Origin of the sequence: Mycobacterium sp. E2238, assembly GCF_001672665.1 — a bacterium.
In the GTDB taxonomy this organism is placed as follows: Bacteria; Actinomycetota; Actinomycetes; order Mycobacteriales; family Mycobacteriaceae; genus Mycobacterium.
On sequence record NZ_LZKF01000165.1, the window covers coordinates 32,388 to 54,364 of the forward strand.

The 21,977-nt window shown below is 68.2% G+C and carries 27 protein-coding genes; 11 read left to right on the top strand and 16 right to left on the bottom strand.

Translation table 11 applies throughout. The features are described from left to right. Positions 1-70: 70 nt before the first annotated feature. Entirely contained in the window at positions 71-1,573 is a 1,503-nt protein-coding gene (locus A5711_RS14720) for an NAD(P)/FAD-dependent oxidoreductase (RefSeq protein ID WP_067947671.1), read from the top strand. 33 nt (positions 1,574-1,606) lie between these two features. After that, complete coding sequence (locus tag A5711_RS14725) at positions 1,607-2,143, top strand: hypothetical protein (protein ID WP_067947673.1); 537 nt, start codon at positions 1,607-1,609, stop codon at positions 2,141-2,143. Positions 2,144-2,171: 28 nt separating this feature from the next. Here A5711_RS14725 and A5711_RS14730 read toward each other — a convergent pair whose 3' ends face one another. Continuing rightward, the gene (locus A5711_RS14730) at positions 2,172-2,672 is read right to left on the bottom strand and encodes a nitroreductase/quinone reductase family protein (protein ID WP_067947680.1); all 501 of its coding nucleotides are present in this window, start codon (positions 2,670-2,672) and stop codon (positions 2,172-2,174) included. A 224-nt stretch (positions 2,673-2,896) separates the two neighbouring features. Between A5711_RS14730 and A5711_RS14735 the strand changes: the two genes are divergently transcribed. Then, complete coding sequence (locus A5711_RS14735; protein WP_067947681.1) at positions 2,897-4,246, top strand: NAD(P)/FAD-dependent oxidoreductase; 1,350 nt, start codon at positions 2,897-2,899, stop codon at positions 4,244-4,246. 42 nt (positions 4,247-4,288) lie between these two features. Here the strand turns inward: A5711_RS14735 and A5711_RS14740 are convergent, their stop codons facing one another. The 3 genes from A5711_RS14740 to A5711_RS14750 are packed head-to-tail and all read right to left on the bottom strand — an operon-like array spanning position 4,289 to position 7,040. Beyond that, complete coding sequence (locus A5711_RS14740; protein ID WP_067947682.1) at positions 4,289-4,780, bottom strand: DUF302 domain-containing protein; 492 nt, start codon at positions 4,778-4,780, stop codon at positions 4,289-4,291. Positions 4,781-4,785: 5 nt separating this feature from the next. Further along, positions 4,786-5,868 (bottom strand): NmrA family NAD(P)-binding protein, encoded by a 1,083-nt coding sequence (locus tag A5711_RS14745; protein WP_067947683.1) that lies wholly within the window; start codon positions 5,866-5,868, stop codon positions 4,786-4,788. Continuing rightward, entirely contained in the window at positions 5,868-7,040 is a 1,173-nt protein-coding gene (locus A5711_RS14750) for a thiolase family protein (protein ID WP_067947684.1), read from the bottom strand. The genes A5711_RS14745 and A5711_RS14750 overlap by 1 nt, the downstream gene beginning before the upstream one ends. Positions 7,041-7,134: 94 nt before the next feature. On the opposite strand from A5711_RS14750, the gene A5711_RS14755 reads away from it, so the two are divergent. Further along, on the top strand, positions 7,135-7,608 hold the full coding sequence (locus A5711_RS14755; RefSeq protein ID WP_067947685.1) for a helix-turn-helix domain-containing protein: 474 nt from the start codon (positions 7,135-7,137) through the stop codon (positions 7,606-7,608). On the opposite strand, the gene rsgA is transcribed toward A5711_RS14755, so the two are convergent. Then, positions 7,595-8,575 (bottom strand): ribosome small subunit-dependent GTPase A, encoded by a 981-nt coding sequence (gene rsgA / locus A5711_RS14760; RefSeq protein ID WP_067947686.1) that lies wholly within the window; start codon positions 8,573-8,575, stop codon positions 7,595-7,597. The genes A5711_RS14755 and rsgA overlap by 14 nt on opposite strands. After that, positions 8,572-9,855 carry a 3-phosphoshikimate 1-carboxyvinyltransferase gene (aroA, locus tag A5711_RS14765; RefSeq protein WP_156673453.1) on the bottom strand — a complete coding sequence of 428 codons (1,284 nt, stop codon included), beginning with the start codon at positions 9,853-9,855 and terminating at the stop codon, positions 8,572-8,574. Before aroA ends, rsgA begins: the two co-directional genes overlap by 4 nt. Before the next feature lie 44 nt (positions 9,856-9,899). Between aroA and A5711_RS14770 the strand changes: the two genes are divergently transcribed. Further along, positions 9,900-10,661, top strand: a complete 762-nt coding sequence (locus A5711_RS14770; RefSeq protein ID WP_067947689.1) for an SOS response-associated peptidase — start codon at positions 9,900-9,902, stop codon at positions 10,659-10,661. Here the strand turns inward: A5711_RS14770 and A5711_RS14775 are convergent. The 3 genes from A5711_RS14775 to A5711_RS14785 are packed head-to-tail and all read right to left on the bottom strand — an operon-like array spanning position 10,658 to position 12,309. Further along, entirely contained in the window at positions 10,658-10,909 is a 252-nt protein-coding gene (locus tag A5711_RS14775; RefSeq protein WP_067947732.1) for a hypothetical protein, read from the bottom strand. The two genes, A5711_RS14770 and A5711_RS14775, sit on opposite strands and share 4 nt — an antisense overlap. 52 nt (positions 10,910-10,961) lie before the next feature. After that, positions 10,962-11,447 (bottom strand): YbaK/EbsC family protein, encoded by a 486-nt coding sequence (locus tag A5711_RS14780; protein WP_067947691.1) that lies wholly within the window; start codon positions 11,445-11,447, stop codon positions 10,962-10,964. 13 nt (positions 11,448-11,460) lie between these two features. Next, positions 11,461-12,309 carry an NAD(P)-dependent oxidoreductase gene (locus A5711_RS14785; protein WP_067205464.1) on the bottom strand — a complete coding sequence of 283 codons (849 nt, stop codon included), beginning with the start codon at positions 12,307-12,309 and terminating at the stop codon, positions 11,461-11,463. Positions 12,310-12,592: 283 nt separating this feature from the next. On the opposite strand from A5711_RS14785, the gene A5711_RS14790 reads away from it, so the two are divergent. Further along, the gene (locus A5711_RS14790; RefSeq protein WP_066956169.1) at positions 12,593-13,240 is read left to right on the top strand and encodes a sigma-70 family RNA polymerase sigma factor; all 648 of its coding nucleotides are present in this window, start codon (positions 12,593-12,595) and stop codon (positions 13,238-13,240) included. Next, a complete protein-coding gene (rsrA, locus tag A5711_RS14795) occupies positions 13,237-13,539 on the top strand; it encodes a mycothiol system anti-sigma-R factor (RefSeq protein WP_067947692.1) in 303 nt (100 codons plus the stop codon). The genes A5711_RS14790 and rsrA overlap by 4 nt, the downstream gene beginning before the upstream one ends. A gap of 6 nt (positions 13,540-13,545) precedes the next feature. Here rsrA and A5711_RS28035 read toward each other — a convergent pair whose 3' ends face one another. Next, on the bottom strand, positions 13,546-13,620 hold the full coding sequence (locus A5711_RS28035; protein ID WP_011728008.1) for a 50S ribosomal protein bL37: 75 nt from the start codon (positions 13,618-13,620) through the stop codon (positions 13,546-13,548). 200 nt (positions 13,621-13,820) lie between these two features. Between A5711_RS28035 and A5711_RS14800 the strand changes: the two genes are divergently transcribed. Next, a complete protein-coding gene (locus A5711_RS14800; protein ID WP_066956294.1) occupies positions 13,821-14,036 on the top strand; it encodes a biotin/lipoyl-binding carrier protein in 216 nt (71 codons plus the stop codon). 57 nt (positions 14,037-14,093) lie between these two features. Continuing rightward, positions 14,094-15,593, top strand: coding sequence for a sensor histidine kinase (locus A5711_RS14805; protein ID WP_067947694.1), 1,500 nt, complete (start codon positions 14,094-14,096; stop codon positions 15,591-15,593). Positions 15,594-15,650: 57 nt separating this feature from the next. Here A5711_RS14805 and whiB1 read toward each other — a convergent pair whose 3' ends face one another. Next, positions 15,651-15,905, bottom strand: a complete 255-nt coding sequence (gene whiB1 / locus A5711_RS14810; RefSeq protein ID WP_007168139.1) for a transcriptional regulator WhiB1 — start codon at positions 15,903-15,905, stop codon at positions 15,651-15,653. 282 nt (positions 15,906-16,187) lie between these two features. Next, positions 16,188-17,159, bottom strand: a complete 972-nt coding sequence (locus A5711_RS14815) for a diacylglycerol kinase family protein (RefSeq protein WP_067947696.1) — start codon at positions 17,157-17,159, stop codon at positions 16,188-16,190. A 78-nt stretch (positions 17,160-17,237) separates the two neighbouring features. On the opposite strand from A5711_RS14815, the gene A5711_RS14820 reads away from it, so the two are divergent. After that, complete coding sequence (locus A5711_RS14820) at positions 17,238-17,684, top strand: hypothetical protein (RefSeq protein WP_156673452.1); 447 nt, start codon at positions 17,238-17,240, stop codon at positions 17,682-17,684. Here A5711_RS14820 and A5711_RS14825 read toward each other — a convergent pair. The 3 genes from A5711_RS14825 to A5711_RS14835 are packed head-to-tail and all read right to left on the bottom strand — an operon-like array spanning position 17,636 to position 19,814. After that, on the bottom strand, positions 17,636-18,112 hold the full coding sequence (locus A5711_RS14825) for a GNAT family N-acetyltransferase (protein WP_067947700.1): 477 nt from the start codon (positions 18,110-18,112) through the stop codon (positions 17,636-17,638). The genes A5711_RS14820 and A5711_RS14825 overlap by 49 nt on opposite strands. Next, entirely contained in the window at positions 18,109-19,206 is a 1,098-nt protein-coding gene (locus A5711_RS14830) for an isochorismate synthase MenF (protein WP_067947701.1), read from the bottom strand. Before A5711_RS14830 ends, A5711_RS14825 begins: the two co-directional genes overlap by 4 nt. After that, complete coding sequence (locus tag A5711_RS14835) at positions 19,203-19,814, bottom strand: acid phosphatase (RefSeq protein WP_067947702.1); 612 nt, start codon at positions 19,812-19,814, stop codon at positions 19,203-19,205. The genes A5711_RS14830 and A5711_RS14835 overlap by 4 nt, the downstream gene beginning before the upstream one ends. A gap of 119 nt (positions 19,815-19,933) precedes the next feature. Between A5711_RS14835 and A5711_RS14840 the strand changes: the two genes are divergently transcribed. After that, entirely contained in the window at positions 19,934-20,737 is an 804-nt protein-coding gene (locus tag A5711_RS14840; RefSeq protein ID WP_067947703.1) for a ParA family protein, read from the top strand. 7 nt (positions 20,738-20,744) lie between these two features. Here the strand turns inward: A5711_RS14840 and A5711_RS14845 are convergent, their stop codons facing one another. Further along, a complete protein-coding gene (locus A5711_RS14845) occupies positions 20,745-21,965 on the bottom strand; it encodes a hypothetical protein (RefSeq protein ID WP_067947706.1) in 1,221 nt (406 codons plus the stop codon). Positions 21,966-21,977 lie beyond the last annotated feature (12 nt).

Sequence of the window (21,977 nt, forward strand, 5' to 3'; positions counted from 1 at the left end):
GCCGGAATCATGGATTTGCCGACCGCAATCGGCTGTCGGCAAGGCGCAACGCGCCCCTAACTTTGGAGTCATGACTTCGACTCGTCCTCGCGTGCTGGTGATCGGGGCCGGCTTCGGCGGCCTGGCCGCCGCCTATGAGCTGTCCAGGGATGGTCTCGCCGACGTGACGGTGCTGGAAAAGGCCGACGACATCGGCGGCGTCTGGCGGGAGAACACCTACCCGGGCGCCGCCTGCGACGTCCCGTCGAACCTGTACTCCTACTCCTTCGCCCGGAAGTCCGACTGGGGCCGGCGATACGCGGAGCAGCCCGACATTCTCGGCTACATCCACGACACCGCCGACCGGTTCGGCCTTCGCGACCTGGTGCGGACCGGGGTGGAGGTAACCTCGGCCCGCTACGACGACGGAACCACCACGTGGCGGGTGGAGACCTCGACCGGCGACGTGTTCGAGGCCGACGTGCTGGTGCCCGCGGTCGGGCAGTTGTCGCGTCCGGCGCTGCCGAACATCCCGGGACTCGACACCTTCGCGGGCCCCTCGTTCCATTCCGCGCAGTGGCGCCATGACGTCGAGTTGGCCGGCAAGCGCGTCGCCGTCCTGGGCACCGGCGCGTCGGCGATCCAATTCGTGCCGCGCATTCGCGAGACCGCCAAGCACGTGACCGTCTTTCAGCGGTCCGCCCCGTACATCATCCCCAAGCCGGATCGCGCCTACACCGACGCGCACCACGCCGCCTTCCGCACGGTGCCCGGCTTCGCCGCCGCCATGCGCGGGCTGATCTGGGAGATCTCGGAGTCCTTCGGCCTCGCGCTGACCAAAGCCGCCCCGCTCGCCCGGCTGGTGGGTGTCGCCGCGTCGGCAAACCTCAAGCGCCACATCAAAGATCCGGTGCTGCGGGCCAAGCTCACGCCCGACTACCCGATCGGCTGCAAGCGCGTGCTGTTCAGCAGCGACTGGTACCCGGCGCTGGCCTGCGACAACGTCGACGTCGAGACCGACACGATCACCGAGGTGACGTCCGCGGGTGTGCGCACCGCCGACGGCCAGGGTCACGAGGTCTTGCATGAGGTAGACGTCATCATCTACGGCACCGGATTCAAGGCCACCGAATTCCTCGCGCCGATGACGATCACCGGCCGCGACGGCCGGGATTTGCAGTCCGAGTGGGCCGCCGGGGCACGCGCCCATCTCGGTATGGCGGTCCCCGGCTTCCCGAACATGTTCCTGATCTACGGCCCGAACACCAATCTCGGCAGCAGCTCGATCATCCTGATGATGGAGCAGCAGGCCCGCTACATCCGCCAGATCACCGAAGAGCTCGCGCGCGGGGGTGTGGTCCGCGCGTTCGAGGTCCGGCGCGACGTGGAGCAGGCGTACGACGCGGAAATCCAGTCCCGCCTGGACTCCGGCGTCTGGACCAGCTGCGACTCCTGGTATCGCACCGCATCCGGCCGGGTCACCACCAACTGGCCGGGGCTGGTGCACGAATACCAGCGCCGCACAAGGGCAGTGGCTTTCGCGGACTACGAAGTGGTGTTACCCGACCACGCGGGCACGAAGGTCGGTGCGTGACCCGATTCGACGGCCGGGACTACGCTGGCAGACATGCTCGCAGCGTTTGGATTCGAAACCCTGGGCGTGGTTGTCGGGGACATGTTCTTCGTCGACCCGAACCCCAACGAGGGTCAGGAAACCCCGGAACGGGGAGTCAGGCTGGAACTGCGCCTCGTCGACCGGGATGAGCCGCACGGGTCGATCTACGCCGGCATCCCGATCGGTTTCAACCGGCCAGTGTGGCGGGTAGACCTGTTCGGCTCCACCGAGAGCCCGCCCGGGACGTTGGACCGCGCGCATCACCATCCCCGCTTCGACGGGTGGGAACCCGGCCGCCGGCATTTCGTTCCCGAGCTGTCCGCCGACCCGGTCGCCTGGCTGGCCGGTCAGCTGGCCGACCCGGCCGCCGTGCTGGCCCGGGCGGGCGTCGACCCGGACGAGGTTCCCGAGGCCGACAAGGCCGGGCTCGCCGCGGCGGCACCGGAGATCGTCGCCGCGGTCAAACGGATGCTCGACGGCGTGCGCGACGGGGCATTGGCGCCTGCGCCGCCCGAGCCAGTGGCGGCCGCCCGCACCGGCTGGCTCTGAGCTCTCGAGTTCGGTTGCCTAGCAACGGCTACCGGGAGTCTTCCGCGGAAAAGACGTCGATTGCCCGCACGGGCGTCAACATCACCAACGGGATCTGACGACTGGTTGACTTCTGATAGGTGAGGTACGGCGGATACAGGTGAGACATGTACGCCCACACCTGATGGCGTTCCTCGGCTTCGGGCTCGCGCCAGGTTGCCTCGAATGCTTGGGTCGCGATCTGGACGCCGATCGTGTTGCTCTGCACAACATTCAGGTACCACTCCGGATGCGTGTCGGCGCCTCCCTTGGATGCGACGACCACGATCTCGCCACCGACGTTGCCGTAGATCAACGGCCTGATATAGCTCTTGCCCGATTTGCGGCCCACACACCTGATCAAGCAGTGGGTGGTCAGTACCCGGCCCCCGACTGCGCTGACGTCCATGATGTGGCCCCGCGCGCCGCCGGAGGTCAGATACGTGTCGAGGTGCTCGCTGATCCAGTCACTGCGCGCCGCTCGGATCGATGCGGCGTCGGCGTCGCTCATGGATGACTCCTAGCGTTAACGAGGCGAATGCCCTTGGATTGCGGTTCCGCCGCCGACTATGCCAGGCCGACCCGCCGACCATGCGCCGACCCGAACACCCTTTGCGCCGATTGCGTCTCCGCCCCAGGTCTTCTCATGAAGATGTGACCGCCTCATCGGTAGACAGCGGTGGAGCGCGCTGCCAGTGTGGTGTTGGCGGGCAGTCGTGGGGAGGGGCCAGCGACATGGGCAGTGAGCATGCATTGGTCTGCGGCGCGAGCATCGCTGGCCTGTTCGCTGCCAGGGTGTTGTCGGATTTCTATGGCACAGTCACCGTGGTCGAGCGTGACAAGTTGCCCGATGGCACATTTCAGCGGCGAGGGGTTTCACAAGGCCGCCATCTGCATCAGATGCTCGGCCGGGGTGTGCCGTACATCGTGGACTTGTTTCCAGGCCTGGTAGAGGAACTCGAAGCGGCGGGGGCCATAGTCCTTGACAGTCCCGATGACCCTGGCCTGTTCCATCTGGGCGTCGGTGACATCGTGTTTTGCCGGTCGGGGAGGTTCACACGGTCCGAGGGCATGGTCGTGTTCTTGGCCAGCCGGCCGCTGCTGGAAGGACTTATTCGACGGCGGGTGCGCTCGATCGCAAATGTCATATTCATGGACGGGCATGAAGTGGCGGAGACGGTGATCGACCCTACTGGCCGGGTCACGGGTGCACGGGTGGTCGAACGTGAAACCGGCCAGGAACGTGTGCTGACGACCGACCTCGTTATCGACGCGACTGGTCGCTCCGCCCGCACCCCGGCGTTCTTGGAGGCCAACGGCTATCGAAGGCCCCCGGAACGCCGGTACACGATTGACCTGAGCTACTCAAGCCAATTCTTCCGCTTGGCACCTGGGGCGCTCGCCGAGCGAGCCGTGTTGGGAATTCCCACACTCGACAGCCCGGAGGGTTTTGGGTTGTTGCCTTACGAAGACGGGACCGCCATCGCCACGGTGATCGGTTTCGCTGGCAGGAAGACACCAACCGACCTGCCCGGGTTGCTTGATTCAGTTTCCGGGTCCATGCCGAACCATGTCTCTGCGGTGCTGCGCGCCGCGGAACCGATTGGCGAGGTGTCCACTCAGCGGTATCCCACCAGCGTTTGGCGTTGTTATCACAAGCTCACCCGGTTTCCAAAGGGCTTGGTGGTCATGGGCGATGCCTTATGCAGCCTCAATCCCGTGTATGGCCAAGGTATGACCTCGTCGGCGTTGCAGGCAGCGGTGCTCCGAACGTGCTTGACCGATGGTAATGAGGAGTTAGGCTTCCGCTTCTTTCGCACCTCCGCCAGGAAGTTGTCACCGATGTGGTGGGCGAATCGGTTCTTCGATTTCGCCATCATCCCGTCAAATGATTGGCAGTCGACGCCAAAGCGGTTAATCAGTCTCGGCATGCGCAAGCTTTACCTGGCGGCGGCGACCGACGTAGTAGTCACCGAGACGCTGTTCAGACAGATGCAACTCCTCGGGCAGCCCACGGATCTTCTCCGGCCATCCCTGTTACGCAGGGTGATCGCCGGCAACCGACTCAAGGCAACGCGCGCGTGACCGGGGTAGGGGCGCAATCCTTACTGTTATTAGACCGCGCTCTTAGGAGCCGCTGGTCACCTTTTCGGCGAGCGCAGCCAGCTTGGCGTCGAGTTGTTCCGCGGCGCTGAGCAATTCGGGGTTGGGTTCGACGACCATCAGCGATGACGGTTTGACGTAGGTCAGGCTGCTTCCGGCCGGCTCGTCGGTGATCAGCAGCTCGACGGGGGCGAATAGGCCCGCCGTCACGTCGTGGCGCAGCATCGTGATCGCGATCAGCGGGTTGCCGAGGATGACGCGGATCGCCTTGCGGTCGATGCCGGCCTTCGGGATCCACGCGCCGTGGTCGACGACACCGAACAGCATGAATCCGCTTGGCCCGACCTGGGGTTCGACGCGCTCCCGGTAGGACTCCCAGCTCTCGCTGGTCGTCGCGATGTCGTTGATCGGGACGGGGCGCTCGCCGATATCGTCGAGCAACGCGGCTAGCAGCTCGTCGAAGCTCTTGGCGCTCTCGTAGCGCACCCGCACGCCGTCGAATCGAATCTCGGTCATCGCACTCACAGCTTCCCTGTTCTTTGATCCTCGCCAATCTTGAGGATTGGAGTCCGGTTCTCCGGTTGAATCCGCTCCCACAGGCCGCCCTTGCCCAACTCTCGTCCCAACTGGTCTTCTCTGCGGAACCACTCCTCGGCGCTCCTGATCCGATTCGGGTGAATCTCGTCGAGCAGATCGTAATCGCGTTTGACGACGCCGAATTTCCAGAGATTCCAGAACCCCGTGAAGTTGTCGCGGATGTTCATGGTGCTCTTGTCATTTGGGTCGGCGTTGTATCCGGCTGGCGCATCCGCGGCCCTACTGAGAGGGCCTTTCCTCCAGTACGCGTCTAAATCGGTATCGATGTACCGCGCCGGATGCCCGGTGACCTTCTCGAACGCCGCGGCGAGATCCGCATAGGCGATGTGGTCGATCGCGGCTTCGAGATCCATGCCGTTCGCGCGCTCGGGATGGTCGAAGAGCCAGCGGACGTAATATCCGCAATCGTCAAGAGCTACATGGGGAACGGCACCCGCGCCGAGCGGAACCCGCCACGTCACGACACCGTCCTCGACGGCAGGCGTCATGGGTGTCCCGGGTGATATCACCATCTCGATGTACGGACCCGACGTGAAGACCGCCGCGCCCATCCGATCACCGTTCACCCGATTCTGGAACAGGATCCACTCACCCACCCGGCCCTTGCCGTCATAGTGGCCGGTGCGGAAGCGGGAGTCGAATCCCGACTTCTTGAGCCCATAGTCGAGGTTCCCGTAGACGAAAAATTTCACTCCTTCTTCGATGGCTATCTCGTAACTGCGGATAGCCCAATACATCTCGGTTTTCTCGCCCGTGTTGAACCCGTCGATGTTGACGAATGCTCCGTCGCAACCGCGAAATCCCTCCCGCAGGACCGCCTCGTCGGCGAACGAGCCTTCCAGGACGGACACGTTGTCGAGGGCGAGGAGGTCCTCCGCTCTTCGCGAGGCGGGGTCGCGGCTTAGGAATCGCACCGAGTACTTCTGGTCGGAGACCAGGGCACGAATGACAGGAATGCCCTGGGCTCCGGTGCCGCCGATGACGAAGATTCCCGAGACGGGGGACATCACAACCGCTCGATGATGGTCGCGTTGGCCATGCCGCCGCCCTCGCACATCGTCTGCAGCCCGTACCGCCCGCCGCGCTGTTCCAAAGCGTTGACCAGGGTCGTCATGATGCGGGCGCCGCTGGCGCCCAGCGGATGACCGATCGCGATGGCGCCGCCGTTGACGTTGGTCTTCGCCAGGTCGGCGCCGGTGTCCTGCGCCCAGGCCAGCACCACGGGTGCGAACGCCTCGTTGACCTCGAACAGGTCGATGTCGGCCAGCGTCAGCCCGGCGCGGTGCAGCACCTTCTCGGTGGCCGGGATGACCCCGGTCAGCATGTAGAGCGGGTCGGAGCCCACCACGGTGGTGGTGTGGATGCGGGCCAGCGGACGCAGGCCGAGTTTCTTGGCGGTTTCGCTGGTGGTGATCATGACCGCGGCGCTGCCGTCGGAGAGCGGCGAGGAGTTGCCCGCCGTGATCGACCAATTGATCTGCGGGAAGCGGTCTTTCATCGCTTCGCTGTAGAACGCCGGCCGCAAGCCGGCCAGCGTCTCGACCGTCGTGCCCGGCCGGATGAATTCGTCGGTGGACAGGCCGGCGATCGGGATCAGCTCGTTGTCGAACAGCCCGTCCTTGGTGGCGCGGGCGGCCTTGTCGTGGCTGCCGGCGGAGAACTCGTCGAGCTGGGTGCGCGAGAAGCCCCACCGCGCGGCGATCAGTTCGGCGCTGATGCCTTGCGGCACCAGGCCATCGGGGTAGCGCCGGGTCATGTCGTTACCGAAGGGATTGCTGCCCGGCAGCACCGAGGTGCCCATTGGGACGCGGCCCATGGATTCCACGCCGGCGGCGACGACGACGTCGTAGGCGCCGGAAAGCACGCCCTGGGCGGCGAAGCTGATGGCCTGCTGGCTGCTGCCGCACTGCCGGTCGATCGTGACGCCGGGAACCGACTCGGGGAAGCCGGCGCCCAGCAACGCGTTGCGGGCGATGTTGACCGCCTGGTCGCCGACCTGGGCGACGGCACCGGCGATGACGTCGTCGATCTGCGCGGGGTCCACCCCGGTGCGTGCCACGACTTCGCGCAGGCTGTGCGCGAGCAGGTCGGCGGGCAGCACATCGTGCAGCGCGCCGGTGGGCTTGCCCTTGCCGATCGGGGTGCGGACGGCTCCGACGATGACGGCGTCGCGGTTCATGGCTCCTCCTTGAGTCCCACCATCTAGGTATAGATCGCTGTACTCAGATAAACATCTAGGTACACTAAAAGCAACCCAGCCCGGGAGGTGATCTATGACACTGCTGCAAGGACCGCTGGCCGACCGCGACGCCTGGTCGGCCGTGGGCCAGTGCGCGATCGAGAAGACGATGGGGGTGGTGGGCACGAAGTCCGCGATGCTCATCATGCGCGAGGCGTACTACGGCACAACGCGCTTCGATGACTTCGCCCGCCGGGTGGGCATCACCAAGGCCGCCACCTCGGCGCGGCTGTCCGAACTGGTCGAGCTCGGGCTGCTGAAGCGGCAGCCGTACCACGAGCCCGGGCAGCGGCGTCGGGAAGAGTATGTGCTCACCGAGGCCGGCATCGACTTCATGCCGGTGGTGTGGTCGATGTTCGAGTGGGGCCGGCGCCATTTGCCGGGGCACAATCGCCTCCGGCTCACCCATCTCGGCTGTGGCGCCGAGGCGAGCGTCGAAATCCGTTGCGCCCAAGGCCATAAGGTGCCGCCCGACGAACTCGGCATGCGGCTGGCTAAGTCTGGTTGAGCGCCTTCAGCAGCCGCCGGGCCGCGGCCACGCGGCGGGCGGCGGGGCCGGACAGGGTGTCGAGCGCGCATTCGGGGTCGGCCGGCGGCCCCATGTGTCCGCAGCCGCGGGGGCAGTCCTCGATCGCACCGGCCAGATCCGAGAAGGCCATCAGCACGTCGTCGGGCTCGATGTGCGCCAGCCCGAAAGAGCGGATGCCCGGGGTGTCGATCACCCAGCCGGAGGTCGCCAGGGGCAGCGCGACCGATTGTGTGGAGGTGTGCCGTCCGCGGCCGATGTCGGTGACCTCGCCGACGGCCCGTTCCGCCTCGGGGACAAGGCGATTCACCAACGTGGATTTGCCGACCCCGGAATGCCCCAGCAGCACGGTGATCTTGCCGGCCAGCAGGTCGGCGACCGCGAGCAGCGGATCGTCGCGGCCCGCGACCACCACCGTCAAGTCCAGGTCCACGAAATGCGACGCGAACGGCTCCGGCGGGGCGAGGTCGGTCTTGGTCAGGCACAGAATCGGCTTCAGCCCGCCGGCGAAGGCCGCGATGAGCGCCCGGTCGACCAGGCCGGTGCGCGGCGGCGGGTCGGCCAGCGCCACCACGATCAACAGCTGGTCGGCGTTGGCGACCACCACGCGTTCGGTCGGATCGGTGTCATCGGCCGTGCGCCGCAACACCGTTCGCCGTTCCCCGCGCCGCACGATGCGCGCCAGGGTGTCCAGCCGTCCGGACAGGTCGCCGACCACATCGACGTCGTCACCGACCACGATCGGGGTGCGACCCAGTTCCCGGGCCCGCATCGCCGTGACCCGGCGATCGGGGTCCCCGCCCAGCACGCATCCCCAGCGGCCGCGATCGACGCTCACCACCATCGCGGCCTCGGCGTCGGCGTGCTGGGGACGAGTCTTGGTGCGCGGTCGCGAGCCCCTTCCGGAGCGGACCTTGACGTCGGACTCGTCGTAATCGCCGGGCCTCAAATATCGGACCCCAGCATCTGCGCCCACAGCCGCGGAAACTCCGGCAGCGTCTTGGAAGTGGACCCGATGTCGTCCACCTGAACGCCGGGCACCCGCAGCCCGACGATCGCGCCCGCCATCGCCATCCGGTGGTCGGCGTAGGCGCGCCAGACGCCGGCGCGCAGCGGTGTCGCGGTGATCACCAGGCCGTCGGCGGTTTCGGTGCAGTCGCCGCCCAGGCGATTGATCTCGGCGCTCAGCGCGGCGAGCCGGTCGGTCTCGTGCCCGCGCAGGTGGCCGATGCCGGAGAGGCGGGACACCGATCCCGGCTTGGCGAGCGCGGCCAGCGCCGCCACCGCCGGGGTCAGCTCGCCGACGGCGCGCAGGTCGACGTCAAAGCCGTCGTAGTCGGCGGATCCCTGCACTTCGAGGAACGAATCGCCTTGGGTGACAACGGCGTTCAGCTTGCCCAACACGGTCAGGATGTTGTCGGCGGGTTGCACGCTGGCCGCCGGCCAGCCGGTGATGCGCACCGTTCCGCCGCTGACCACGGCCGCCGCCAGGAACGGAACGGCGTTCGTCAGATCGGGTTCCACCTCCCAGTGTCGCGCCGCGACCGGGCCGGGGCGCACCCGCCAGCGGTTGGGCTCCGAGTCGTCGACGTCGACCCCGGCCTGCCGCAGCATCACCACGGTCATCGCGATGTGCGGCGCCGACGGCAGCGTCGCGCCGGTGTGCTGCACGGTCAGGCCGTCGGTGAACGACGCCGCGCACAGCAGCAGCCCCGACACGAACTGCGACGACGCCGAGGCGTCGATGGCCACGGTGCCCCCGGCGACCGAGCCGCCGCCGTGCACCCGGAAGGGCAGACCCGCGCCCTCGATCGGCACGCCCAGGCCGCGCAGCGCGTCGAGCAGCGGCGCGATCGGCCGCACCCGGGCCTGCTCGTCCCCGTCGAACTCGACCACCGCTTCGGCCAGCGCCGCCAGCGGCGGGACGAACCGCAGGACCGTGCCGGCCAGCCCGCAATCCACGCGCGCGTCGGGCCCGGGAGCGATCCGTCCGCTCACCGTCAGCTCGGAGCCGGTGCCCTCGACGCGCAGGCCCAGGGTGCGCAGCGCGCCGATCATCAGGTCGGTGTCCCGGCTGCGCAGCGCCCCGCTGATTGTCGGGGTGCCATTACCCTGCGCGGCCGCCAGCGCCGCCAGCACCAGCGCCCGATTGGTCTGCGACTTCGAGCCCGGAACGGTCACGGTCGCGTGCACCGGATTCGGCGCGCTGGGGGCCGTCCACATACTCACCGGTCCATCATTGCGTGTCACCGCGTTCTGCCACCATGGGAGTTATGTGTGGACGGTTCGCGGTCACCACCGATCCGGCGCTGCTGGCCCAGAAGATCAAGGCGATCGACGAGGCCACCGGCGCGTCCGAGAGTGCCGGGGCGCCCAACTACAACGTGGCCCCCACCTCGACCATCGCGACCGTCGTGAGCCGGCACACCGACCCCGACGACCAGCCCACCCGTCGGGTGCGGCTCATGCGCTGGGGCCTGGTGCCCCCCTGGGCCAAGGCCGGTTCCGACGGGGCGCCGGAAACCAAGGGCCCGATGCTGATCAACGCCCGCGCGGACAAGGTCACCACCTCGCCCGCCTTCCGGTCGAGCGCCAAGTCGAAGCGGTGCCTGATCCCGATGGACGGCTACTACGAATGGCGGGTCAACGACGCCGTCGCGGGCAAGAAGTCCCGCAAGACGCCGTTCTTCATGTACCGCGAGGATGGCGAACCGCTGTTCATGGCCGGGCTGTGGTCGGTCTGGAAACCGGCCAAAGACGCTCAGCCACTGCTGAGTTGCACGATCATCACCACCGACGCGCCCGGCGAGCTGGCGGAGATCCACGACCGGATGCCGTTGGTGGTCCCGGAGCGGGAGTGGGACCGCTGGCTGGACCCGGACGCCCCGGTCGACGAGAAGCTGCTGGCTCACGCGCCCGACGTGCGCGGCATCCGGATGCGCGAGGTGTCGACGCTGGTCAACAATGTCCGCAACAACGGGCCCCAGCTAGTCGAGCCGGCCGGACCGGAGCCCGAGCAGGCGACCTTGCTTTAGTTGCTGAGAACCAGCTTCCAGTTGCCGTTGACGTTGCGATCCGGCACGCACCAGAAGTTGTTCCAGTTTCCCGGGGTTGACGCCTTCACGCCCGGCCCCGCGTCCTGGCAAGCGGCCCGGGTCGGGTAGTTGCCCTCGGTTTGGATCGTGTCGGCGTTGCCGGTGCCCACGCCGATCGTCATCAGTCCGGAGAAAGCCAGCACACCGGCGGCGACCATCGTCGCGCCGCGGGATCGCTTCGTCGTCATGGCGCGAGCGTAATGCCACGACCAGGAATCGGTCCCGGTTTTCGCCATGCCGCTACGCCCGGATGTGGGCGGTGATCGCGCCGGTCAACCGGATCAGGTCCCGCGGTGAAACCCCGACGTCCCAGCCGCGCCGGCCGGCGCTGCAGTACACCCGATCCCAGGCCAGGGCGCCCGCATCCACGACGGTCGGCAGGGACCTGCGCTGCCCGAACGGCGACACGGCGCCGACGACGTAGCCGGTGGCGCGCTCGGCGGCGGCGGCCTCGGCCATGCCGGCCTTGACCACCCCCAGCGCCGCGGCGGCCGCCTTGAGCGAGAGCCGGTCCGGCACCGGCAGTATCGCGACCGCGAGCCCGCCCGGCACCGCGACGACAAGGGTCTTGTAGATCTGCTCGGGCGCGATGCCGCGCTCGGTCAGCGCGTGCACCGCTTCGTCACCGAACGAACGTTCCCGCCGATCGTGGTCGAAGGTGACGATCTCATGCGGCACACCGGCTTTCGTCAACGCGGTCAGCGCGGGCGTGGCGGCGCGAGCCACGACAAGGGCCCGACTAGGGCCCGGAGTATCCCGGCGGGTTGACGCCGTCCACCCAGAAGTCGACGCCGAGCTGCCCGCCCGGCACGCAGTTGTAGACCGACAGGTCGGTGACGCCGGACTCCACCAGCACGTCCTCGCACAGCAGGGTGTTCCCGGTGTATTCGCGGGCGGGCTTGTTGAGGATGACGTAGGCCGCGTCGGAGTACACCTCGGGCTTGCGGGCGCGTCCCATCGCCTCGTCGCCGCCGAGCAGGTTCTGTACCGCGGCGGTGGCCACCAGCGTGCGCGGCCACAACGTGTTGGACGCGATGCCCGCCTCGCGCATCTCCTCGGCGATTCCCAGCGCGCACAGCGTCATGCCGAACTTGGCCATCATGTACGCGGTCGGCTTCAGCCACTCCTTGCCGAGCAGCACGGGCGGGGACAGCGTCAAGATGTGCGGGTTCTGGGCGGCCTTCAGGTGCGGGATGCAGGCCTGCGAGACGGCATAGGTGCCCCGCACCTGGATGCCGTTCATCAGGTCGAACCGCTTCATCGGCACCTCGGTGATGGACCCCAAATTGATGGCGGACGCGTTGTTGACGCAGATGTCGATGCCGCCGAACTGCTCGACGGTCTTGGCCACCGCCGACTCGACCGACTCCGGGTCGCGGACGTCCCCGACGATCGGCAGGGCCGCACCGCCGGCCTCCTCGAGCTCTTTGGCGGCGGTGTACACCGTGCCCGGCAGCTTCGGGTGCGGCTCGGCGGTCTTGGCGATCAGGGCGATGTTGGCGCCGTCTTGTGCGGCGCGTTTGGCGATCGCCAGGCCGATTCCGCGGCTGGCGCCGGAGATGAACATGGTCTTGCCGTTGAGGGACATGGCGTCACATTAACGTCCTGCCGGCACGGGCCGGCTGGGGCCCGGAAATAGCGCGTCGGTTAACGCTGTTAAACGAGGCGGTCTCTGATGTTATGTGGGCGCACCCGGGCAGACACTGTCGGTGGCAGCCTCTAGATTGGGAGGAGCGGTTTGGTGTCAGCGGCGACGAGCCTGTTGGACAGTCCAACGGGTGCCGAGCAGTTGGCTTGCTTTCTGGCAAGCTCGGCGGCGCTTTCAGTGCTGCCCGGCGACACCGCAGCAGAAGGGGACCGGGGTACTCGACATGGCCGACACGGACGGCGCAACAGCACAGGAGATTCCCGATCCTGCCCCGCCGGAGACGGACGCCGAACTGATGGCGCGCTTCGAGCGCGACGCGATTCCGCTGCTCGACCAGCTCTACGGCGGTGCGCTGCGCATGACGCGCAATCCCGCCGACGCCGAGGACCTGCTGCAAGAGACGATGGTGAAGGCCTACGCGGGGTTTCGCTCGTTTCGGGCCGGCACCAACCTCAAGGCCTGGCTGTACCGGATCCTGACCAACACCTACATCAACAGCTACCGCAAGAGGCAGCGCCAACCGGCCGAATACCCGACCGAAGAGATCACCGATTGGCAGCTCGCTTCCAACGCCGAGCACTCGTCCACCGGGCTGCGCTCGGCCGAGGTCGAGGCGCTCGAGGCGCTGCCCGACAACGAGATCAAGGAAGCGCTGCAGGCGTTGCCGGAAGAGTTCCGGATGGCCGTCTACTACGCCGACGTCGAGGGATTTCCGTACAAGGAAATCGCAGAGATCATGGACACGCCCATCGGGACGGTAATGTCACGGCTGCACCGCGGCCGGCGTCAACTGCGTGGGCTGCTGGCTGACGTGGCCAAGGAGCGGGGCTTCAACCGCGGCCACCAGGCGCACGAGGAGGTGTCGTCATGAGCGAGCTTTCCGGCCCCAGCGACACCTGCCCGAACGACGACGACCACGGCGCGGTCGGCTGTGCCGAGGTCATCCGCCAGGTTTGGCTCCTGCTCGACGGCGAATGCACCCCGGAGTCCCGGGACCAGCTGCGCCGCCACCTCGAGGCGTGCCCCGGTTGCTTCAAGCACTACGGCCTCGAGGAGCGGATCAAGGCGCTGATCGCCACCAAGTGCAAAGGCGAGAAGGCCCCCGAGGGCCTGCGCGAGCGGCTACGGCTGGAGATCCGCCGGACCACCATCATCCGCGAGACGCAGTAGCGGTCCTCAGGCGTTGGGCCGCTTGCCGTGGTTGGCTTTGCTGTGCTTGCGGTCGCGCTTCTTACGGCCACGCTTGGCCATGGGTCGAACCTCCATTGATGTGGTCATTGATCCGGGCGCCCGGCGCCCGTCAGCCTGCCGCACAGTCTCTCATGAAAGACCCGCGCGGCCACAACGCCCCGTGCGCCGCGGTCCCGACCCCTCCTATGGTTCGATGTACGTGAGCCTGACGGATGGACCAGCAGCCAGCCTGCGCAATGGCCGAAACGAGTGGGGTGAAGATGGCCGAGGATGTGCGCGCCGAGATCGTGGCCAGCGTGCTCGAAGTCGTAGTGAACGAGGGTGACCAGATCGGCAAAGGCGACATCGTGGTGCTGCTGGAGTCGATGAAGATGGAGATTCCCGTCTTGGCTGAGGTCGACGGCACCATCAGCAAGGTGAGCGTCGCGGTGGGCGATGTCATCCAGGCGGGCGACCTCATTGCTGTGATCAGCTAGCCCGGGAAAAGTTGGACCGTTCTGTCTGCTGCCGGGGAATGGCCCGGGGAGTGAGTGATGTCGACTCTCGGTGATCTGCTTGCCGAACACACCGTGCTGCCGGGGAATGCGGTGGACCACCTGCACGCGGTCGTGGGGGAGTGGCAGCTGCTGGCGGACCTGTCGTTCGCCGACTACCTGATGTGGGTTCGTCGCGACGACGGCATGTTGGTGTGTGTGGCGCAGTGCCGGCCGAACACCGCCCCCACGGTGCTCGTCACCGACTCGGTGGGCAGTGTCGTCGCCGCCGACCAGCTGGCGCTCGTCGCCGAGACCTTCGACTCCGGCACCGCGCAGCGGGATGGCGATGCGGGCCAACAGGATTCGTGGCTGCCCGGCCCGCACGTCGAGGCGACACCGGTGCGGTACGGCGGCCAGGTGGTGGCCGTTCTCACCCGGCATCAGACGGCCGTCGCGGCCGACCGCACGTCCGGCCAGCTGGAGACGGCATACCGGGAATGCGCCGGCGATCTGGTTCACATGCTCGCCGACGGCACCTTCCCCGATGTGGGCGACGTGGTCATGTCCCGCTCCACCCCGCGGGCGGGCGATGGCTTCATCCGATTGGACGTCAACGGCGTCGTGGCCTACGCCAGCCCCAACGCGGTGTCGGCCTACCACCGGATGGGCCTGACCTCCGAGCTGGAGGGCCGCAACCTGGTCAAGGTGACCCGGCCGCTGGTCTCGGACCCCTTCGAGGCGCAGGAGCTGGCCGAGCACGTGCTCGACCTGCTGGCCGGCGGCAAGAGCATGCGCATGGAGGTCGACGCGGGCGGTGCCACGGTGCTGCTGCGGACGCTCCCGTTGGTGGTCGACGGTGCTAGCGCCGGTGCCGCCGTGCTGATCCGCGACGTCACCGAGGTGAAGCGGCGCGACCGGGCCCTGATCTCCAAGGACGCCACGATCCGGGAGATCCACCACCGGGTGAAGAACAACCTGCAGACCGTGGCGGCGCTGCTGCGCCTGCAGGCCCGCCGGACGGTCAACGCCGAAGGGCGCGAAGCCCTGATCGAGTCGGTGCGCCGGGTCTCGTCCATCGCGCTGGTGCATGACGCGCTGTCGATGTCCGTCGACGAACAGGTCAACCTCGACGAGGTCATCGACCGGATCCTGCCGATCATGAACGACGTGGCGTCGGTCGACCGGCCCATCCGGATCAACCGGGTCGGCGACCTCGGCGTGCTGGACTCCGACCGGGCGACGGCCCTGATCATGGTGATCACCGAACTGGTTCAGAACGCGATCGAGCACGCATTCGACCCGGCGGTCGAAGAGGGATCGGTGACCATCCGCGCCGAGCGTTCGGCGCGCTGGCTCGACGTCGTTGTCCACGACGACGGGCGCGGGCTGCCGGAAGGCTTCAGCCTGGAGACGTCCGACAGCCTGGGTCTGCAGATCGTGCGGACGCTGGTGTCGGCGGAGCTCGACGGCACGTTGGGCATGCGCCAGGCCCCGGCCCGCGGCACCGACGTGGTGTTGCGGGTGCCGATCGGCCGGCGGGCCCGACTGGTCATCTAGGCACACAACAGTGCGGCCCCGACTTTCGTCGAGGCCGCACTGTTTGCTCTAACTGAGTCAGACTCCGCTACGGGCCTTCGTCCGGGCATTGCGACGCTTGAGTGCGCGCCGCTCGTCTTCGCTCATGCCGCCCCAGACGCCCGAGTCCTGGCCGGTGTTCAGGGCCCAGGACAGGCAATCCGTGGTCACCGGGCACCGATTGCAGACCAGTTTCGCGTCAGCGATCTGCGCGAGCGCCGGGCCGCTGTTCCCTACCGGGAAGAACAGCTCCGGGTCTTCGTCGCGACAGACCGCCTTGTGGCGCCAATCCATACGTTGTTACTCCTCACTGAGTGCGCAGCAAGGCGCACGGCCAATTTTCTTCGGCTGTTAACGCGTGCACAAGAAAAGGGTCCGTACCCCTATCTAAATTTCTGCATGCAACCTTTTGATCGTTTCACAGGCCCAACAGATGTCAATAGCCCCGAGTTCGCTCGTGGGCTATCTCACTTTGATCGTTCCGTAGTCGGGCCATTACTCCGTTGTACTACACTGACTGGCCACTCTCCGGGAAAATCTTCCCCGCCTGACCCGCGGCCGCTTCGTATGCGCAGCTCAGAGCGTGTTTTTCTGGGGAGGCGCTACGACCGCCAGCGCGTCGGGCACCGCTTTGAACGTCATACTTTCGCGCACGCCGAGGTAATCCCCGTCGAACTGGCAGGCGACCGGGCCGCCGGTCGAGGTGACCCGCAAGCAGGGCACGTCGTCCTCGGTGATGAGGTGGTCGAAGTCGAACTTGGGCCGCTTGGCGAACATCTGCCGCACGATGCGAAGGGTGGGGATTGTCTTCATGCTCTTGGGCGCGAACACGCCCAGGCCCGACTCGAAGGTGCAGCCGGGATTGGTCCACACCGGCCGCTCGTTGGCGAACGTCCACGGGCTGGAGTTGGACACGAACGCGAAACTCACCCCGGCGATAGGTTCGCGGCCGGGCAGTTCGAGCGTGAGCATCGGTTCGCGGCGCGTGTAGCCCCACACGGCGGGCACCGCTGCGCGAATGTAGCGCCACGCCGTGACCTTGCCGCCCTTGTCGCGTTCGGCCTCGACCGCGGCCACCACCTCGGCGTCGACCCCCATGCCGGTGTTGAACACCGCCCAGCGCTCGCCGCAGTCGATCAGGCCGATGCGGCGCCAGGTGTGGTGGTGGCGATAGTCGTCGAGAAGCTGGATGAGCTGGTTGGTGGCGGCCACCGGGTCCCGCGAGATGCCCAGCGACCGTGCCAGCACATTCGCCGAACCGCCCGGGACCACCGCGACCGCCGGCACCGGGCCGGTGTGCCCGGAAACCACACCGGGACGGCCGAGCAGGCCGTTGACCACCCCGCTCACCGTGCCGTCGCCGCCGTGCACCACCACCAGGTCGACGCCGTCCGCGACCGCCTTCTCCGCGAGTTCGGCGCCGTGTCCGCGGTGGCTGGTGTGTTCGACGGTGAGCTGCAGCCGGCTCTTGAGCGCGTTCGCCAGCAGGTCGCGACCGGCCGGGGTGGTAGTGGTGGCGGTGGGGTTCACGATCAGCACGGCGCGCATGGAGCACGAGCTTATGCGGGCCGGTTAAGGCCACGCTGTGGGGAACTCCCCGGCAGCCGGGTGACTACGCTGACGCGGGTGACAGCTTTCCGCCGCGACCCGGGGGCCGCGCCGGCCGCCGTGCGCGGCGCTGGCCTCCTCGTGGTGGTGCAGGGGTTGGCCGCGCTGGTGGTGGCGGCTGTGCTGGTGGTGCGGGGCGTCGCGGGCGCCGACCAGCGCGTGGTCAACGGGTTGGGCACGGCGGCGTTCTTCGTGCTGGTCGGCGCGGTTGTGCTGGCCGCCGGACGGGCGCTGACGGCCGGCAAGCGCTGGGGCCGCGGGCTGGCCGTGATCACCCAGCTGCTGCTGCTGCCGGTGGCCTGGTACCTAACGGTGGACTCGCACCGGCCCGGCTTCGGGATTCCCGCGGGCATCGCGGCGCTGACCGTGTTGGGCCTGCTCTTCAGCCCCCCGGGAGTCCGGTGGGCCGCCGGCGATCAGCGCGATTCCGCCAGCTCGGCCAACCGGGAGCCGGACAGCCGATAGGTGGTCCACTCGCGCTGGGGCTCGCCCCCGACACCGTCGTACAGCGTGAGGGCGTCGGCGTTCCAGTTCAGCACGGCCCAGGACAACCGCGAGTAGCCGTTGTCGACGCATTCGGCCGCCAGCGTCGCCAGCAGCGCGCGGGCCAGGCCGCGGCGGCGAAATCCCGGCCGCACGAACAGGTCTTCGAGGTAGATGCCCGCCACGCCGTCCCAGGTGGAGAAGTTGAGGAACCACAGCGCCATCGCGGCGATCTCGCCCTCGACTTCCGCGACATGCCCATACACCGTCGGGGCGGCTCCGAAAAGCGCTGCCGCAATTTGCTTTTCGGTGACCGTGCAGTGCTCGGCGGCGTGTTCGAATTCCGCCAATTCGTGGATCATTGCGGTGATTGCGGCGGCGTCTTCCGGCGTGGCGCGGCGAATGGTCATTGCTCGACGTCCAATGCGCGCAGGATCGTCGCGAATTTCGTTGTGGTTTCCGCGACTTCTTCGTCGGGGTCGGATTCGGCGACGATGCCGCCGCCGGAGCGGGCGAGCGCGGTGCGGCGGTCCGCCGACAGCTGCGCGCAGCGGATGGAGACCACCCAGCGGCCATCGCCCCGGGCGTCACACCAACCGACCGCCCCCGCATAGAACCCGCGGTCGCCTTCCAACTCGGCGATGAGCTCCACCGCGGCCTTGGTCGGCACCCCGCCGACCGCCGGGGTGGGATGCAGCGCCAGGGCCAAATCGATTGCCGTGGTGGACGTATCGCGAAGCCGAGCGCTGATCGGGGTGCACAGGTGCCACACTGCCGCGGTGCGGCTCAACTCGGGCTCGGCGGCGATCGTCAACTCGTCGCACAGCGGCTCGAGGGCGGCGCGAATGGCTTCGATGACCAGCTGGTGCTCGTGCCGGTCCTTGGCCGAACCCGCCAGCGCGGCGCCGTTGGCGGCGTCGACGTCCGGGTCGGCGGCGCGGGGCGCCGAACCAGCGAACGGCCGACACGTGACTCGATCTCCGTTGCGCGCCACCAGAAGTTCCGGGCTGGCGCCCACCAGCGCCACACCGGAGTACTCCTCGCCGGCAGCGGTCAGGTCGACCAGATATCCGTAGGCGGCCGGGTCCGCGGCGATGAGCCGGCGCAGGATCACGCGGGCGTCCAGGGGGGCGTCGGCGACCAGCCGCAGCGCGCGGGACAGCACCACCTTGCTCAGCAGGCTGTCGGGGTCGGTGAGCTGGTCGCGGGCCCGGCAGATGCGGCCGCGGTAGTCGGCCGGCGACGGATCGGCGGCGGCGACACGCACGCGCGGCAGCGGGCCGGTCGGCCAGTCGGGCGGCGCGTCGGTGCGCCGCACCGCGTCGGGCGTCAGCAGCGCTGCGGGCCGGTTCACGTCAAAAGGCAACGCGCCCAACACTATTGCGGCGGAGCCCGAACGCAGCGCGTCCTGCGCCGCCGCCACGTCGCGGTAGCGCTTTCGCACGCCCTCGGCGAGGAGGGTCTGCTTCGGTCCACACAGCGCGAACGGCGGTTGGGTGCTCACCCGGGTTTGATCGCCTGCGGCTGGGCGGTCAATCCGAGGGCGGCGAGCTGTCGCACGCCATGCTCGAAACCGCACACCGCGATGGAGCCGGCCAGCATCCAGAAACGGCTGCCCTCGACGAGCGGCAGCTCCACCCAGCGGGTGATGACCGAGCGGGAGAAGTGGCTGTGCCCGACGAACACCACGTCGCGGTCGCTCATGTGCTCCAGCGCGAACGCGACGGCACGGTCGGCGCGGTCGCTGACCTGCTGCACGCTCTCGCCACCGGGACAGCCGTGCGTCCAGACCAGCCAATCGGGCACCTTTTCGTGGATCTGCGGGGTCGTCAGCCCCTCGTAGGAGCCGTAATCCCATTCGGCGAGCAGGGGAGAGACCTCGTCGACGGCGAGGCCGGCCAGCTTCGCTGTGGTCAGGGCACGGATGCGCGGGCTGCTGATCACCAACGGGTCGGTGAGGTTCAGTTCTCTGAGGACGCGGCCCGCGAGCTCGGCCTGGACGCGGCCGGTGTCGGTCAGCTCGAGGTCGGTCCGGCCCGTGTGTTGGCCCGACTTCGACCACTCGGTCTCGCCGTGGCGGAGGAGGACCAGTCGATGATTGTGCAAGCCCATATCGACCGATTCTGCCGGACGACATGCCGGGCACGTCGGCCGCAGCGCGCGGCGGGCGAACGTGCCAGGATGGGCACTGTTGACCGCATGGCGACAATGCAGAGGGGAGAGCCGCGCCTATGGCCGCTAAGACCCGGGTACTGGCAGTGGCCAACCAGAAGGGCGGCGTAGCCAAGACGACGACGGTCGCCTCGCTGGGCGCCGCGATGGCCGACGAGGGACAACGCGTGCTCCTGGTCGACCTGGATCCGCAGGGCTGCCTGACCTTCTCGCTCGGCCAGGATCCTGACAAACTCCCGGTGTCGGTGCACGAGGTGCTGCTCGGTGAGGTCGAGCCCAGCGCCGCGCTGGTCACGACCATCGAAGGGATGACGCTGCTGCCGGCCAACATCGACCTGGCGGGAGCCGAGGCGATGCTGCTGATGCGCGCGGGTCGCGAGTACGCGCTCAAACGCGCGCTGGCCAAGCTCTCCGACGACTTCGACGTGGTCATCATCGACTGCCCACCGTCGCTCGGTGTGCTCACCCTCAACGGACTGACCGCCGCCGACGAGGTGATTGTGCCGCTGCAGTGCGAGACGCTCGCGCATCGCGGCGTCGGCCAGTTCCTGCGCACGGTCGCCGACGTCCAGCAGATCACCAACCCGGATCTGCGGCTCCTCGGCGCGCTGCCGACGCTGTACGACTCCCGCACCACCCACACCCGCGACGTGTTGCTCGACGTCGCCGACCGTTACGAAATGCCGGTGCTCGCCCCGCCGATACCCCGCACCGTGCGCTTCGCCGAGGCCAGCGCGTCGGGATCGTCCGTGATGGCGGGGCGCAAGAACAAGGGCGCGTCGGCCTATGCCGACCTGGCGAAGGCGTTGCTCAAGCACTGGAAGACCGGCAAGCCGCTGCCGACGTTCGCCGTCGAGGTGTAGTTCGGCGTCAGCCCAGGGCCGCCACGGTGTCGCCCCGCTGCTCGAACACCTGGGACCCCGCGACGGTCGGGACCACCGCCCGTCCGGGCGTACTCTGCGCCCGGTTGACCGGGATGTAGCGCTCGTTGGCGCCGCTGACCGGGTCGTAGACCCCGATCGCGCCGGTGACCGGCACCAGCAGGCGGCCCGCCATCATCGCGCCCGGCCCCAGCGGCGCCGTCGTGGAGCCGGCGGCGATCGTGTAGCGCAGCGACAGGTTGCTCGTCTGGAAGACCATGACGGAATCGCCGGTCCACCAAGTGATCAGGCTGCCCGCGTGCGTTACGGCCCCGGGGCTCGTCGGCGGCTTGGGCAGCAGTGCACTCGACACGGTGGTGCCGGTCTCGTCGATCACGTCCACCCGCGGCTGCGGGGACGGCAGGTACACCGCGGTGTTGCTTTCCCAGACGGCCAGTACCCGAGCGCCCGAATCCGCCGTGATCCCGGGTTCGGCCACGATGCGCTGCTGGGGTTCGTCGTCGTCCTTGCCCGGCCGCAGCAGCACTAGCCGCAGGTCGGCCTGGTTGACGCAGCTCTCCAGTACCGACACCGCCGAGGAGCTGGCCGCCGCCGAGACCAGCTTGCAGCCGGAGTGCAACCCGCGTGCCGAGGGCTTGACCCGGGCGTCCGTCTCGCCGTACGCCACCATCCGGACCATGTCGGAGCGCCACAGCTCCAGCCGGGTGTCGCCGGCCGCCAACACCGTCGTGCCGTCGGAGGACAGCTGCACATGAGGGTCGGCATAGCCGCTGCGGGCGGGCCCGCGGCGACCGGTGGACCCGTCAAGCGTGCTCGCCTGCCCGCACCCGCGATCGTCCCGGTAGACGGCGACGGCGTAGTGATACACCCAGGAGACCCCGCACAGGGCGGAGTCGCGCGCATAGCTCCATCGGGACTGGCCCGAGGCGGGGTCGCGCCCGTCGACCCGGCGGCCGTCGCCGGTGACGACCGTGCCGCCGACCGCCACGGGTGCAGTGGTGGCCGGACTGGACGCGGTCCACAGCTCCTTGAGCGTGGCCGGGACCTGCCGGGCCGGGCTCGGGTTGGGCGCCGGGACGGCGGCCGGCCGGCTGATGGTGGCCCGGGCGTCGCTGGTCCACCAGATCAGCGAGGCGACGGCGGCAACCGCGACCGCTATTGCCGCGGCGGCCAAGACGTCGCCCTTGGTCCGGCGTTCGGGTCTGACCATCCGCGGGCGGGC